The organism is Prevotella sp. khp7, from assembly GCF_900109055.1.
Taxonomy (GTDB): domain Bacteria; phylum Bacteroidota; class Bacteroidia; order Bacteroidales; family Bacteroidaceae; genus Prevotella.
This window is the reverse complement of sequence record NZ_FOIV01000002.1, coordinates 86,485-101,894: the sequence shown is the minus strand read 5'-3', so window position 1 is coordinate 101,894 and position 15,410 is coordinate 86,485. Positions and strand designations below refer to the sequence as shown.

General features: G+C 46.9%; 9 protein-coding genes and 1 riboswitch. Of the genes, 5 read left to right on the top strand and 4 right to left on the bottom strand.

What is annotated here, in order from left to right:
* The first annotated feature begins 168 nt into the window (after positions 1-168).
* From BMX82_RS04135 to BMX82_RS04125, 3 genes are all read left to right on the top strand, one after another.
* A complete protein-coding gene (locus BMX82_RS04135; RefSeq protein ID WP_177172014.1) occupies positions 169-1,704 on the top strand; it encodes an AraC family transcriptional regulator in 1,536 nt (511 codons plus the stop codon).
* Positions 1,705-1,781: 77 nt separating this feature from the next.
* On the top strand, positions 1,782-2,438 hold the full coding sequence (gene upp / locus BMX82_RS04130; protein WP_036910844.1) for a uracil phosphoribosyltransferase: 657 nt from the start codon (positions 1,782-1,784) through the stop codon (positions 2,436-2,438).
* Between the two features lie 3 nt (positions 2,439-2,441).
* Positions 2,442-4,121: a nucleoside kinase gene (locus BMX82_RS04125; protein ID WP_036910484.1), complete on the top strand. Its 1,680-nt coding sequence runs from the start codon at positions 2,442-2,444 to the stop codon at positions 4,119-4,121.
* A gap of 43 nt (positions 4,122-4,164) precedes the next feature.
* On the opposite strand, the gene BMX82_RS04120 is transcribed toward BMX82_RS04125, so the two are convergent.
* The 4 genes from BMX82_RS04120 to BMX82_RS04105 all read right to left on the bottom strand — a co-directional run bounded on the left by BMX82_RS04120 (position 4,165) and on the right by BMX82_RS04105 (position 10,872).
* A complete protein-coding gene (locus BMX82_RS04120) occupies positions 4,165-5,670 on the bottom strand; it encodes an SLC13 family permease (RefSeq protein ID WP_081911031.1) in 1,506 nt (501 codons plus the stop codon).
* A 192-nt stretch (positions 5,671-5,862) separates the two neighbouring features.
* Entirely contained in the window at positions 5,863-6,870 is a 1,008-nt protein-coding gene (locus BMX82_RS04115) for a 2-oxoacid:ferredoxin oxidoreductase subunit beta (protein ID WP_028904089.1), read from the bottom strand.
* Between the two features lie 3 nt (positions 6,871-6,873).
* Positions 6,874-8,718 carry a 2-oxoacid:acceptor oxidoreductase subunit alpha gene (locus tag BMX82_RS04110; protein WP_036910483.1) on the bottom strand — a complete coding sequence of 615 codons (1,845 nt, stop codon included), beginning with the start codon at positions 8,716-8,718 and terminating at the stop codon, positions 6,874-6,876.
* Between the two features lie 492 nt (positions 8,719-9,210).
* Positions 9,211-10,872, bottom strand: a complete 1,662-nt coding sequence (locus BMX82_RS04105) for a nucleoside kinase (RefSeq protein ID WP_091766386.1) — start codon at positions 10,870-10,872, stop codon at positions 9,211-9,213.
* 125 nt (positions 10,873-10,997) lie between these two features.
* Between BMX82_RS04105 and BMX82_RS04100 the strand changes: the two genes are divergently transcribed.
* Entirely contained in the window at positions 10,998-12,728 is a 1,731-nt protein-coding gene (locus BMX82_RS04100) for a Na/Pi cotransporter family protein (RefSeq protein ID WP_369794032.1), read from the top strand.
* 49 nt (positions 12,729-12,777) lie between these two features.
* A riboswitch (TPP riboswitch) is annotated at positions 12,778-12,872 on the top strand.
* 46 nt (positions 12,873-12,918) lie between these two features.
* A complete protein-coding gene (locus tag BMX82_RS04095; RefSeq protein ID WP_091766383.1) occupies positions 12,919-15,405 on the top strand; it encodes a TonB-dependent receptor in 2,487 nt (828 codons plus the stop codon).
* Positions 15,406-15,410: the final 5 nt, after the last annotated feature.

Here is a 15,410-nt window from a genome sequence, read left to right as displayed (position 1 = left end):
GCAGCGTCAAAATTTCGTTCATTGCGTTCTATTTTTGTTTCAATGAAACATTTTTGCTAATTTATGAACGATTATTCTTATAATCTCTTGGCAAATATACAAAAAATATCAATTTGTTCCCGTGTTTCGCAATTATTTCGTATATTTGCCTGCATAAAACAAAGAAATATGATGAGAAACTCTTTCATTTCCATTTTAATGTTTATGGTCATCCTGTTCATGGGATGTGAGCAGGCTGAGCCCAAATATATAATAGGTGTATCGCAATGCTCTGAGGATATCTGGCGCGATTGGCAGAACGCCGAAATGAGAATGGAGGCCAACTTTCATGAGGGGGTAGAACTCCGTTTTACTGCTGCTCACGACGATTCTGAACTTCAGAGCAACCAGATAGACAGTCTGGTGGAAAGTGGTATCAATCTGCTGATTGTGGCTCCCAACCAGCTCTCGACGGTGTCGCCTGCTATCGACCGTGCCTACGATAAGGGCATCCCCGTTATCGTGTTCGAACGTAAAACCGACTCGCGAAAATATTCTGCCTTTGTGAGTGCTGATAACTACGAGATGGGACACCTGATGGGTGAATACATCGCTACCCAACTTGGTGGTAAGGGGCAGATAATGGAAGTGAAAGGACTGAAAGGTTCATCGCCTGCCGAGGAGCGTTATAATGGCTTCCATGTGGCTTTGGCAGCCTTTCCCGGTATCAAGGTGGTGGCCGAAATACAAGGCGACTGGACTGAGCCTACGGCTTATCAGGCCGTTATGAACTGGAAGGGCGATATGAACAGTATCGATCTGGTTTTCGGACATAACGATCGCTCTGCTATTGGGGCCCGTAAGGCCTTCGAAGAACGAGGCGCCAAACTGCCCATGTTCTGTGGTATCGATGCCTTGCCAGGACCTGATGGTGGTATCCAGCAGGTGCGCGATTCGCTTCTCGATGCCTCGTATATCTATCCTACACGTGGCGACCAACTGCTACAACTGGCCCTCGACATCCTCGACGGCAAAGAATATCCAAGAGAAACCTTGCTTACCTCGGCTTTGGTAACCCGCGATAACGCTACGGTATTGTTACTTGAAAGCGACGAGGTGGTGCGCCAGGCGCATAATCTGAATAAGCTTCAGAAAAAGGCCGCAAGCTATCTTGAACAACTGTCAACACAGCGCACCATCTCGTTGCTGGCACTCGTGTTGTTGGCATTGCTGGTACTTATATTAGTACTCTTTATTCTCTATCATCGTTCCAGAGTGTCGGCCCAGCGCGAGCGTATTGTCAATAACCTGTGGAACATGAAGGCACCAGCTGAGCCGGTACGGCCTGCCGATCAACAGCCTGCGGCTGCACAGCCCGTCGTACAACCCGTGGATGAGGCTGCTGAATCGGCCGAGCCGCTATTCATTGTGCGCTTCAAGGATGTGGTCGAGGCCCGTCTCTCCGACAGTGATCTGACTGTTGATGATTTGGCTGCTGCTATGAACCTGAGTCGTGTACAGCTGTACCGTAAAGTTAAGGCCATCTCTGGTTCGTCGCCTGTCGAGCTGTTGCGTTCTGCCCGATTGAATCGCGGCTATCAGTTACTGGTAAAAGGTGATAAGACCATCGCCGAGGTTGCCTACGAGGTTGGTTTCACCGCCCCCAGCTACTTTACCAAGTGTTTCAAGGATGAATTTGGAATCAGTCCTTCCGATCTGTCCTAACTCAGCATGTTTTTCCTATTAAAACTTGTCACTGTCATTTTAAATTTGTACTTTTGCCGCAAAAATGTAAGTATATGATTGAAGTAGTAGATTTTAGCAAGACCAATTCGGTTATCAATTTGTACATGTCGGAACTGAGAGACAAGAACTATCAGAAGAACCGTCTGTTGTTCCGTCATAACATCAAGCGTGTGGGCGAGATGATGGCCTACGAGTTGTCGAAAACCCTGGAGTATCGTCCCAAGACCATTACAACACCATTGGGCACTATCGATATCCAGCTGCCAAAGGAAGACCTGCTGATTGCCACTGTGCTGCGTGCCGGTCTGCCTTTCCACGAGGGTTTTATCAATGTGTTCGACCACGCCGACAATGCTTTCGTATCGGCTTATCGTATGTACACCAACCGTGAGCATACCGAGGTGGGCGTGCATACCGAGTATCTGGCTGCACCCAGTGCCAAGGGCAAAACACTGGTGATTGTCGATCCGATGCTGGCTACCGGCGGTTCTATGGCTGCCAGTATCGAGGCTTTGGTAAAGACAGGCAAACCTAAGAAAATCCATATAGCCTGTGTTATCGCTGTGCCCGAAGGTCTTGAGGTCGTTAAAACCGTGCTTCCTGAAGATAGTACCATTTGGTGTGCAGCAATCGATCCGGGAATGAATGAACATAAGTATATTGTGCCTGGCTTTGGCGATTGTGGCGATCTCTGTTATGGTGAAAAGCTCTGATATATGCTTCAGATTCGTTGTAAGAACAATCATATAACCAAGAGTTTCCCTGAGGGTACTTCGTTACTTGATGTCTATCAGGAGTTTGCTGATGATCTACAGATGCCCTATCCTGTTGTATCGGCAAAAGTCAACAATGCTTCTCAAGGTTTGAAATTCCGACTCTTCCAAAATCGTGATGTAGAGTTTCTTGATGCTCGTGAAGGCTCTGGTCGTCGCGTCTATGTGCGCTCTCTGTGCTTTGTGCTTTATAAGGCCGTTAGTGACTTATTCCCTGACAGCAAACTATTCATAGAACACCCTCTCTCGCGTGGGTACTATTGTAATTTTAAGAAAAAGAATGGTGACCCGTTGATTGATGAAGACGTAAATCGTATTTGTCAGCGCATGAAAGAGATTGTCGACCTTGACATGCCTTTCCGTCGTACCGAATCAACTACAGAGGAGGCTGTTCGTGTGTTTACAGAGCGAGGTTTTTTTGATAAAGTGAAACTTCTTGAAACGAGTGGCCAGATTTATAGCGACTATTATATGCTAGGCGATACCGTTGATTATTATTATGGTCCATTGGTTCCTTCGGCTGGCTATTTGAAAGTATGGGGCCTGGAACGTTATCAGCAAGGTCTGCTTCTGCGGGTTCCTGATAAGAAGAATCCATTAGTTTTGGCCAAGAAGGTTCCCATGCCTCGTACGTTTGAGGTGTTTGCAGAGAAAGTCCGTTGGGATATCATTATGCGCCTTTCCAATGCTGGTGATGTAAATAATGCAATACTTAAGGGACATGCCTCGGAGCTTATTCAGGTCAGTGAAGCTTTACAGGAGAAGAAAATCGTACAGATTGCAGAGGAGATTGACCGTCGTTTTCATAATCAGGAGAATCCTATACGTTTAGTGCTGATTACGGGTCCTTCCAGTTCTGGTAAGTCCACCTTCTGTAAACGCCTTTCCGTGCAGCTTCTGGCTTGTGGTCTGCGGCCTTTTTCTTTCTCAACAGACGATTATTTCGTGAATCGTCTCGATACACCTAAATTGCCTAATGGGCAGTATGATTTCGATAATATTGAAACAGTCGATTATCAGCTTTTGGGTGACCATCTCTCACGTCTCATGAAAGGTGAGACTGTGGAGGTCCCTGAATATAATTTCGTTACGGGTAAGCGTGAGTATAACGGCAAAAAGGTGCATTTGTCTAGCGATAGTGTTCTCATTATTGAGGGTATCCATGCTCTGAATCCTTTGCTGACGAAAGGTGTCAACGATTCCTTGAAATATAAAATTTATATATCAGCACTGACCAGTATCTCTCTTGACGATCACAACTGGATTCCTACGCAAGATAATCGTTTGCTGCGTCGTATTATCCGTGATTATAACAAGGGTGCATATACAGCGCGGGAGACCATCAGTCAGTGGAAAAGTGTATGCGAGGCAGAAGAACAATGGATATTCCCATATCAGGAGACGGCCGATGTTATGTTCAATTCTGCGCTTAATATAGAATTTGCAGTATTACGTACACATGCAGAAGTAATCCTTTCTTCTGTACCCAAAAATTGTGATGAATATGCCGAGGCGCATCGTCTATTGAAATTTCTCCATTTCTTTATCCCCATTAGTGATAAAGAAATCCCACCCACTAGTATCATGCGTGAATTCGTAGGTGGCAGCAGTTTCAAATACTAATAAAGAATCCCCAGCCGACTAGCTGGGGATTCTTTATTAGTATTTAGATGAGTTTCAGCGTTCCCATCAGGTAAACCAGACCGAAACCTAATACCATCGAAACAATACCCATGATGATACCAACCTTCGACATGTCGCTCTGCTTTACGTAGCCCGTAGCAAATGCCAGTGCATTTGGTGGGGTAGAGATGGGCAGAATCATGGCTGATGAAGCTGCAATAGCCACACCGATCAGGATGGTTGATGTGCCGCCGATAGGTGCCAGCTTGTCGCCCATAGCACCGCAGACCATTGCCAGAATAGGCATCAGCAGAGCTGCAGTAGCTGAGTTTGAGATGAAGTTACTGAGCAGGTAGCAGATAGCACCACCAATCAGCAGAATGAGCAGGGGTGAGAACTCACCGAAGGGAATGCTCTCTACAGCATTGGCGGCCAGACCGGAAGAGTTAAGACCATAACCCAGTGCGAAACCACCGGCAACCATCCAGATAACACTCCAGTTAATCTGCTCAAGGTCGCGTTTATTGATAACGCCGGTCAGGGCGAAGATACAGAATGGAACCATGGCCACTGTGTTGGCGTTGATGCCTGTGATCTGGTCTGAAAGCCAAAGGAGTACAGTAACGATGAATGTAATGATGACTACTGTTGACTGGAAACCCTTCTGCATGCCACCGTCGATCTTCAACTCTATCGTCTTCTGACTGAATGGGAAGAACTTAAGCAGCAGGCGCCAGCTGATGAACAGCAGCAGGATCACGAGTGGGAACATGAACATCATCCACTGTCCGAAACCAAGACCCATATTTAATCCCTCAGGATCGTTCAGATACTTCAGGGCGATAGAGTTTGGAGGTGTACCGATAGGGGTACCCATACCACCAAGGTTGGCAGCAACAGGGATACTCATGGCCAAAGCAATACGACCCTTTCCCTCGGGTGGCAACTGGTGGAACACAGGGGTGAGGAATGTCAGCATCATAGCTGCTGTGGCAGTGTTAGATACAAACATTGAGAAAAGACCTGTGATGAGCAGGAAGCCCAAGAGTACCATCTCACTACGTGTGCCGAAGGGGCGGAGCAGAACTTTTGCCAACTGTGCATCAAGACCAGTCTTGGTTGCGGCAATAGCCAGTACGAAACCACCGATAAACAGCATGATGATAGGATCGGCAAACGAAGCCATCACGCCTTTGTGCGAGAGAAGTTTACCTACTTCATCAGGGTTAACCATTGGTGCAATACCACTATCAGAGCAGAATAGCAGCATCAGTACGATGATGGCGATAGATGTGGCCCACGAACTGACAACCTCAAGAATCCACATCAGCGTGGCAAAGGCAAAAATGGCGATGACGCGCTGCTGAATGACGGTGAGGTTCTGGATGCCGAACCACTCGGATGGCATATTCCAAAGTAATAAAGTAACGAGCGCTACCAAAGCGATCTTGATAGCACGTTTGGTACCATCAGCAGGATGGTATTTACGCTGGTGACGCATTTTGTGGTACGTCTCAACGAGATGAAATCCTTCGTAAATGTGAAACATATTGTTGTAAAGTTATTATTTAATATTTGGTTTTAAGTGAAAAAATTCGAGCGCAAAGGTAATCATTTTATTAATAATTAGAAATTAAGTGTCAGAAGAAATATCGGATAATGAGTGTATATTAACACAAAATCATCCCCATAGCCATCTGCCATGGGGATGATTGATATGTGGAGTTTACAAACTCGCGGTTTATTCTACTGTCCAGATGTCGTTGGTCTCGAGCAACTCCTCGAAGTTGTGGTATTTCTTCTGAGCAGCTACCTCAGCCAGCTGTGCGTGAACAGCATCGTTGTAGGTAGGAGCCTCAACGTCGCGAATCACACCGAGGGCGATGGGGAAACCATCCTCAGGAGTCATCATAGCGAGTTTCAACTGCAGGGTGTTATCCTCGCAGTGAGCATCGTGAACCAGTACATCGTCGATGGTGTAACCGTCCTTGCCAATCTCTACCACCTTCAAACCAAAGCCCTGCTGTACAAGTCCGAACTCATTGTTCTCACCGAATACGAGCTTCTCGCCGTGACGTACGTAGATGGCGTTCTTCTTACGGCCCTCGTTGTTGTAAACCACATCGTGGCAGTGGTCGTTGAAGATGACACAGTTCTGCAGTACCTCGGTAACGCTGGCGCCCTTGTGCTCATAGGCTGCCTTCAATACTTCAACAGTACCCTTGGCATCGGTAGCCACGCAACGGGCGAAGAAGTGTCCGCGAGCGCCGAAGCAGAGCTCTGCAGGGCGGAAGGGATCCTCAACGGTACCGTAAGGGCTCGACTTTGATACGAAGCCGCGGGGTGAGGTGGGTGAGTACTGGCCCTTGGTAAGACCGTAGATACGGTTGTTGAGCAGGATCATGTTGAGGTCGATGTTACGACGGTTGGCATGGATGAAGTGGTTACCACCGATAGCCAGTCCGTCACCATCACCAGATACCTGCCAGACAGTCAGGTTGGGATTAGCTACCTTAGCACCGGTAGCGATGGCAGCGGCACGACCGTGGATGGTGTTCATGCCGTAGGTAGCCATATAGTGAGGCAGACGGCTTGAACAGCCGATACCAGAGATGACTGCTACGTTCTCGGGAGCTACGCCAATCTCGGCCATGGCCTTATGGAGTGAAGCCAGGAAGAAGTGGTCACCACAACCAGGGCACCAACGAGGCTGGCCTTTCTTGAAATCTTGTGCTGTATAACTCATAATCGTTTACTTCTTTAAAATGTCCTCGAATGCGTTCACTAACTCTTCTACTACGAAGGGCTGACCCTTTACCTGATTGAACTGGTAAGGTACAAAGCCATCAACCTTCATGCGAAGGTAGGCAGCCAGCTGACCCATGTTCTGCTCGGCAACTACCACCTTCTTGTACTTCTTCAGTACGTCGGCAGTGTTCTTTGGTAGTGGGTTTAGATACTTGAACTGAGCCTGAGCAACCTTGTAGCCCTTAGCTTTCAGCTCATCCATAGCAGAGTGCAGATGACCGTAGGTAGAACCGAAGCCTACAATCAGCAGGTCGGCATCGGCGTCGCCATCAACTTCGAGGTCGGGCACCTGGATATTGTCAATCTTCTGCTGGCGCAGACGAGTCATCAAATCGTGGTTCTCTGGGTTGGTAGAGATAGCACCGGTGTTAGAGTCCTTCTCCAGTCCGCCCAGGATGTGAGCAAAGCCCTCACGACCAGGAACAGCCCAGTAGCGGGTGCCGTTCTCTGCACGCATGTAAGGTGTCCACTTGCCCTTCAACTCCTCAGGAACGTATGGCGGATTGATGGCATCGAGCTGAGCCATCTGTGGCAGCTTGAATGCGCCAGAGCCATTAGCGATATAAGCATCGGTGAGCAGTACTACAGGTGTCATGTGCTCGAGAGCCATCTTAGCAGCCTGATAAGCAGCGTCGAAACAGTCGGCAGGACTGGTAGCGGCCATTACTGGCATAGGGCTTTCACCGTTACGTCCGAAGAGGGCCTGTAACAGGTCGGTCTGTTCGCTCTTGGTTGGCAGACCAGTAGCAGGACCACCACGCTGTACGTCGAGAACAACCAATGGAAGCTCCATGATAACAGCCAGGTTCATAGCCTCGCTCTTCAGGCAGACGCCAGGACCAGAGGTCGAGGTAACACCGAGAGCTCCGGCAAACGAAGCACCGAGTGCTGATGCACAACCGCTGATTTCGTCCTCGCACTGTACGGTGATGACACCGCATGACTTGTGCTTAGAGAGCTCGTGCAGCACGTCGGTTGCAGGCGTAATAGGATAAGAACCAAGGTAAAGGCGCAGACCAGCCTTTTCGGCAGCAGCGATGAAACCGTAGGCGGTAGCCTTGTTACCAGTGATATCCATGTAGCGTCCAGGGGTCTTCTCCTTGGTCTCTACACGGTAAACGTTGATGGCATTAGAGTGAGTGTTGTGACCGTAGTCCCAACCGGCCTGAATGACCTTAATGTTTGCCTCTGCAATAGCGGGCTTCTTGGCAAACTTCTCGCGCAGGAAGTTTGCTACAAGGTTCAGATCGCGATCGAACAACCAGCATACGAGTCCGAGAGCGAACATGTTACGGCACTTCAGCATAGCTTTGTTGTCCATGCCGCTGTCGGCCAGACAATCCTTAACCATGGTAGTCAGTGGGCACTGGATAACACGGTCGGGGTCGATACCCATCTCACCTAAGTAATCCTCTGTAGCGAACTGGGCCTTCTCCAAATCCTTAGGACCGAAAGAATCGGTGTCGATGATAATCGTTGCACCGGGCTTAGCATAGCGATACTGAGTTTTCAGCGCTGCAGCGTTCATCGCTACGAGCACATCGCACTTGTCGCCAGGGGTGTATACCTTACCAGCGCCGATGTGAACTTGGAAGCCACTCACGCCTGTGAGCGAACCTTGCGGGGCACGAATGTCTGCGGGATAGTCGGGGAATGTCGAGATGCCGTTTCCAACGGTGGCACTGACCGTCGAGAAGATGTTTCCTGCGAGCTGCATACCGTCGCCGGAATCACCAGAGAAGCGTACAACCACTTGGTCGAGCTCTTTCACTTCTAATTTTTCAGCCATAACAATATTTGTTTATTCTAAAACTTTGCGGCTGCAAAATTATTCATTTTTAACCAAATAGCCAAAGAAAACCCCTAAAAAATGCATATAATCTTTTTTAATTCTTGCAAATTCTTGCATTTATGCATTTGTTTTGCAATATTTATGCAGAATATTCATTCGCCCCTTCTCCTATTTCTGCTTTTTGATTGCAAATTGTCAGCAAGAATAATCCTTTTCGTATTGACTGGGGATATTCCTGATGCTCTGTAATTTTGTGGCTCCGATACCGTAAATTCTTGCGGGACGAGAACTATCTCTGTTTCAACTAGTCCACACGGGAGACTCCACGCACTCAATGACAAATGACAGTTTGTGTTTGTAGTAAAGTCAAATCCAGATTATTTATAAATATGTAATAAATCTCTTTTCTCTCATTTCCAATAACTGTCATCTGTCATAATTGTTCTGTTCAACTCCAATATCAGGATCAAGTTTCTGAAGAACAAAAACTCAATACTTGAATGAACTGCCGCCAAGGAACTCGCGGAGGAGCGAAGTGGGTGGTATTTGTGTCTCGGGGATGGGCTTGATGTAGCGGAGAAACTTTAGCAAACGGTAGGCCTCGGCATGCTCCTTACAGTTCTCAGGTACCTGTTCCAATAGTGGCTCTGCCTGACTCTTAATAACGGCTAGCTCAAATAACATGGCGGTGTTGAACATGGCATCGGCATTCTCTTGATAAGGGAATATCCACTTGTTTTCGCCAGCGCGCACCGAAGGCCAGCGGCGGATGGTTTCCTGAGCAGAGACAGCACGGTACTTGTAGTCGCGGATGATGCGACGCAGCAGGCGGTTATCGGTGGTAGGGATGTAGTTGTGGTTATCGAGCAGCACAGTGGTGAGTGCCGAGGCGTAGACGCGGAATATTTGATTGCTGGGGATCTGCGAGGTGAGTTCAGGGTTTAATGCATGGATGCCCTCTACCACAAGAATTTCGTTGGGACCTAAGCGTAACTTCCTGCCACTCTTCTGGCTGGTTCCTGTGGAAAAGTCGTAGCGTGGCAATTCTACTTCATCACCACGGAAAAGGGCGGTGAGCTGCTCGTTAAGCAGGGGAAGGTTCAGGGCATGGAGATGTTCGAAGTCGTAGTCGCCTTTTTCATCGCGTGGTGTCTGGTCTCGATCGATGAAATAGTCATCGAGTGAGATGGGTACGGGCTTGATTCCATTAACGGCGAGCTGCACGCTGAGACGCTTACAAGTCGTGGTTTTACCCGAAGAGGAAGGGCCTGCGATGAGTACCATCTTGATGCCCTTGCGCTGGGCAATCTCATCGGCTATTCCTGCAATTTTCTTCTCTTGCAAAGCCTCAGAGATTTGTATTAATTGGGGGGAGTAGCCTTTCGTGATGACCTCGTTCAGGTCACCAAGCGTGCGAAGCCCAAGGATATCCTGCCACTGATGGTGTTCCTTGAAGATGCCGAACATTTTGTCCTGATGGGTCATCTCTCCCAATTCATCGGGATGTTGCATGGATGGTATGCGGAGTAGCAAGCCATCGTAATACTTTTCAAGCCCGAAGAGGTATAGTTGCGAAGTGTTTGTCAGAAGTGAGCCATAGTAATAATCCTTGTAGCCGTCAATGTCATAATAGGTGGTATATAGACTACCCGTACTCTCGAGTAGTTTGACCTTTGAGCGGTTGTGCAGGTTGTCGAACATGGTAATAGCTTCTTTCGTAGTCGTTTCGTGACGATGGATGGGCAGGGCGGCATCGATAATCTCCTGCATGCGGCGGCGGATGGTGCCTGCATCGTCGAGAGTAACGGGGCGGCCGATGTTAAGGTTCACGTAATAACCATTGCTTACAGGAATGTCTATCGCGACCTTACAAGGGCTGTAGAGATCGTGGACTGCTTTGCAAAGCACGAAGAAAAGGCTGCGGGTGTAAGCACGGCTGCCGCTGGGTGAGGTGATGTCTAAGAACTCAACCTCCTTTTGTTTGTAGACACGGAAATGCATGCCTTCCACCTTATTATTTACGCACGCAGAGATAGGACCGTGCTTCAACTGGATTCCTGAAAGTTGATAAACATCTTCGAGGGAGGCACCCATAGGTGCTTCGATTGTTTTTTCGTTGTTACGGATGTGAATCTTTATAGTCTGTTCCATGATGTTTTCTATTGCTTTAAGTTGTTTTTTGTGGCAAAGATATAAAATAATTATGAATTATGAATAATGAATTAAGAACTTTTTTGTATCTTTGCATCCGAATTATCGAATCAAAAGAAATTCTTATGCTCGTATTATTCAAACTACTAGGCTCACTCGCATTGTTGATGTTCGGTATGAAATCGATGAGTGAAGCTCTGCAGAAAATGGCAGGTCCGCAACTGCGTCATGTTTTGGGCGCAATGACTACCAATCGTTTCACGGGAATGTTGACTGGTATGCTAGTGACTGCATCGGTACAGTCTTCAACAGCTACCACGGTGATGACGGTTTCGTTTGTAAATGCTGGATTGCTTACACTGGCACAGGCCATATCTGTAATCATGGGCGCAAATATCGGAACGACGCTGACGGCGTGGATTATGTCGGCAGGTATGTCGTTCGATATCACAAGTGCTGTATATCCGGCTTTTTTTATAGGAATCATTCTGATTTATCTGAAAAAGTACCGCTATATCGGTGATTTCCTGTTCGGCTTGTCGTTTCTGCTTTTAGGACTGGGTACACTCCGAATGACGGGAGCAGAGATGCATTTGGGCGAGAACCAGGCAGTACTCGATTTCTTTGCCTCGTTTGATCCGGACTCTTTCCTCACCACACTGATATTCCTCTTCCTTGGAGGGGTGCTGACTTTCTGCGTGCAGTCGTCGGCAGCTGTAATGGCCATTACCATGATTCTTTGTTCGAGTGGTGCGTTGCCTATCTATCAGGGTATTGCGCTTGTGATGGGTGAGAATATCGGAACTACCGTTACTTCAAACCTTGCCGCTCTCTCTGCCAATACGCAGGCTCGTAGAGCTGCTTTGGCTCACATGTTCTTCAATGTGTTCGGTGTTGTATGGATTCTGTTTGTCTTCCGTCCGTTTGTTGATGCCGTTTGCGGTCTTGTGGGCTATGACGTGACAATGGTAAAGGGAATGGCTGAAACGAAGTTGTTCCTGGCTAATGCTGCTAAACTGAGTTTTGTGTTGGCTGCCTTCCATACTTGCTTTAACGTGGTAAATACTTTTATTCTTATTTGGTTTATTCCGCAAATCGAACGTTTCGTATGTTGGGTTATCAAACCCAAGAAGATCGATGAGGAAGAAGATTTCCGTCTGCACTTCATTACAGCAGGTTTCATGAAGACCCCAGAACTTTCCGTGCTTGAGGCTCAGAAGGAGATTCAGGCCTTCTCGGAACGTATGCAGCGTATGTTTAATATGGTGCGTGAATTGCTAACCCTTTCTAGTAGTGCAACGAACAAGAAAGATAATAAAGCAGGTGATTTCAATAGGCTTTATACGCGCATTGAGAAGTATGAAGGAATCAGTGATAATATGGAATTGGAGATTGCAAAATATCTCGATTCCGTCAGTGATGCACATCTCTCTGATGATACAAAAGGTAAGATTCGTGCCATGCTCCGTGAGATTTCTGAGTTGGAATCGATAGGTGATGCCTGTTATAATATGGCGCGTACCATCTCTCGTAAATATAATGGAAAAGAAGACCACTTCATTGAGAAGCAGTATGAACATATTCATCAAATGATGGAGTTGACCGATCAGTCACTCTCGCAGATGAACCGCTTGATGCTAGGACGCAAGGAGTCGTTTGATGTGAACCGCTCATTCAATATAGAGCATGAGATTAATAACTACCGTAATCAGCTGAAGACGCAGAATATTACTGATGTCAATAATCATGAGTATACTTATGCTGTTGGTACCATCTATATGGACTTGATTAATGAATGCGAGAAACTGGCCGACTATGTGGTCAACGTAGTTGAGGCTCGCATGGGTCTTAGATAAAAAAATGGGGAAACGCTTTGTTTCCTCATTTTTTTTGCTTAATTTTGCCGCCGATTTCAAGGGGTGCCTGCGGGTGCAGGCTGAGATGATACCCTCTAACCTGATCCGGATTATACCGGCGTAGGGATGGAATAAAGGATTAGTCAACACATTTCCCCGTTACATCATTTTTTTAGTATTCAAAAGAGGTATGAAAAGATTGGCTTTTAGTGTGACTGCGCTGATGTGCGTAATAGGTGTCAATGCACAGAATCGTTCAGCGCTCTATGATTCTACTCAGGTAGAGCAGTTGCAGGAGGTCGTCGTCAAGGGTGTTAGAGCCCAGAAGAACGCACCTTTTGCCGTGGTAAACATTAAGAAACAGCAGCTTAATGAGTTTTCAAAGTCAGGAAAGGAGTTGCCTATGCTTTTCTCACAAACGCCAGGCGTTGTTGCATGGAGTGAGAACGGACTTGGTACAGGAACGACCTATATGCGCATTCGTGGCGCAGGTGATTCCCGTATCAATGTGACACTCGATGGTGTCCCCCTCAATTCGCCTGAGGATCAGTGCGTTTTCTGGGCAAATATGAACTCTTATGGCTCACTGCTTGGTAGTGTGCAGATACAGCGTGGTGTGGGAACATCAACCAATGGAGATGGTGCCTTTGGCGGCACTGTAGCCCTTGCATCGGCAACCCCATTGCAAGAACCAAGCCTTGAGGTTTCTGCTAGCTATGGATCTTTCAACACATATAATCTGGGCGGTAAGTTCTCAACAGGAATGTTATGGAATCACTTGATATTTGACGGTGCTTATCATGAAACGCATACCGATGGATTCATCCATGGCACAAGTGGCCGCTCAGGTTCTTATTATGGTGGCTTGACATGGTTAGGCAATAACTTTCAGATACGTTATAAGAACATCGGCAACTTCGAGCGTACGGGTCAGGCTTGGAATGGAATTACCGCAGGTAATGACGATTACTCGTTAATGGATGGCTGCTATGATGATGGAACATGGAGTTATAACTCAAAGACAGGCATCAAGGATTATCAGGATATGTGGAATGTGGGACTGGGAAAGTACAACTCACTTTATGAGAAACTTGTCACGGGAGAGGATGGCCTCTTTGTAAAGGACGCTAATGGTAATTATCAGGTGGAGCGTTACAAGATGGCTGATGGTACCTATTGGGACAAAACCACAGATAACTTCTGGCAAAACCATAATATTCTTTCTGCAGCATGGACTATCAGTGACCATTGGAGCTCTACGGCCTCGTTACACTATACTCATGGCTATGGCTATTATAAGGAGTTCCGTCCGCAGAACAAAATCAAGAAACTGGGTTTGCCTAACGCAGATTTCAATGATGAGGACATAACGAAAGTGAAGCGCACCGATTGGATTCGCAAGAAGGGACTCAAACAGGATACTTATGGTCTGGTGTGGAATATGAACTATAAGGATGAAGAGTGGGATGTTATCGGAGGTGTCTCGCTCCAGAATTTCGACGGCAATCACTTCGGCTATGTTACCTATCTCTCAGATGAGACCCTTAGGAGTCGTCTGCTCAATAATGGTGATTATCAGTATTATGATTCTGATGCCCATAAATTCGATGGGAATGTATTTCTGAAAGCCGCCTACCATATCACAGAACAGTGGGATGTCTTTGCTGATATGCAGTATCGGCACGTAAGTTATAAGACTGATGGCTGTAATGATAAGTTTGCCTACAACGAGAAAACGTATCTCTATGAGAAACATATTCTCGATATCGACAAGAAATACGATTTCTTCAACCCGAAGGCTGGTTTCTCGTGGCAGTTAGACGGGCATCGTGTTTATGGTTCTGTGGCATTGAGTCATCGTGAGCCTGAGCGCAACAATTTTACCGATAATTACATCTATCCCGCACCTAAGGCAGAGCAGTTGCTTGATTATGAACTTGGTTATACTTATAATGGTGACATTTGGCGTGTTGGCGTGAATGGCTATTATATGGATTATACCGATCAGTTTGTGCAGACTGGACAAACTACTGACATCGGTGAAAAACTAACAACGAATATCAAAGACTCATATCGTATGGGTGTTGAACTGCAGGCTGGTATCGATCCTACGTCGTGGCTCACCATCGAGGGTAACGCTGCTCTGAGCAAGAATAAGATTAAGGACTTCGACGAGTTTGTTGAGGACTGGGATGACTGGGACTATAAAGATGATGTGGCTGGTCGGCAGGCAGCTATGGAAAAGTATCATATTGACGGTAATGGTGATGGGTTTAGACAGCTCCATTATGACAATTCTACACTGGCCTTCTCGCCGTCGATGATTCTCAATGGATTTGTTAGGTTACATTATAACGGATGGCAGGCAGTATGGCATACGAACTTCGTATCACGTCAGTATCTTGATAATACCGAGAATACTGAGCGTTCTTTGCCTTGCTACTCTGTGTCGAATGCATCAATATCATATACCCTAAAGCCCAAGAAAGCAGTGAAAGAGGCTATCTTTGGTTTGAACTTTGGCAATATTTTCAATCGCAGATATGCTGCCAGTGGCTGGGTCTATTCTGCTATTGCCGAGAGTTATGCCCATGCCAACGACAACCGTTACTATCAGCTTGGTTTTGTCCCGATGGCGGGCTTTACGATGGCTGCGAATATGACGCTGAGATTCTAAAGAGA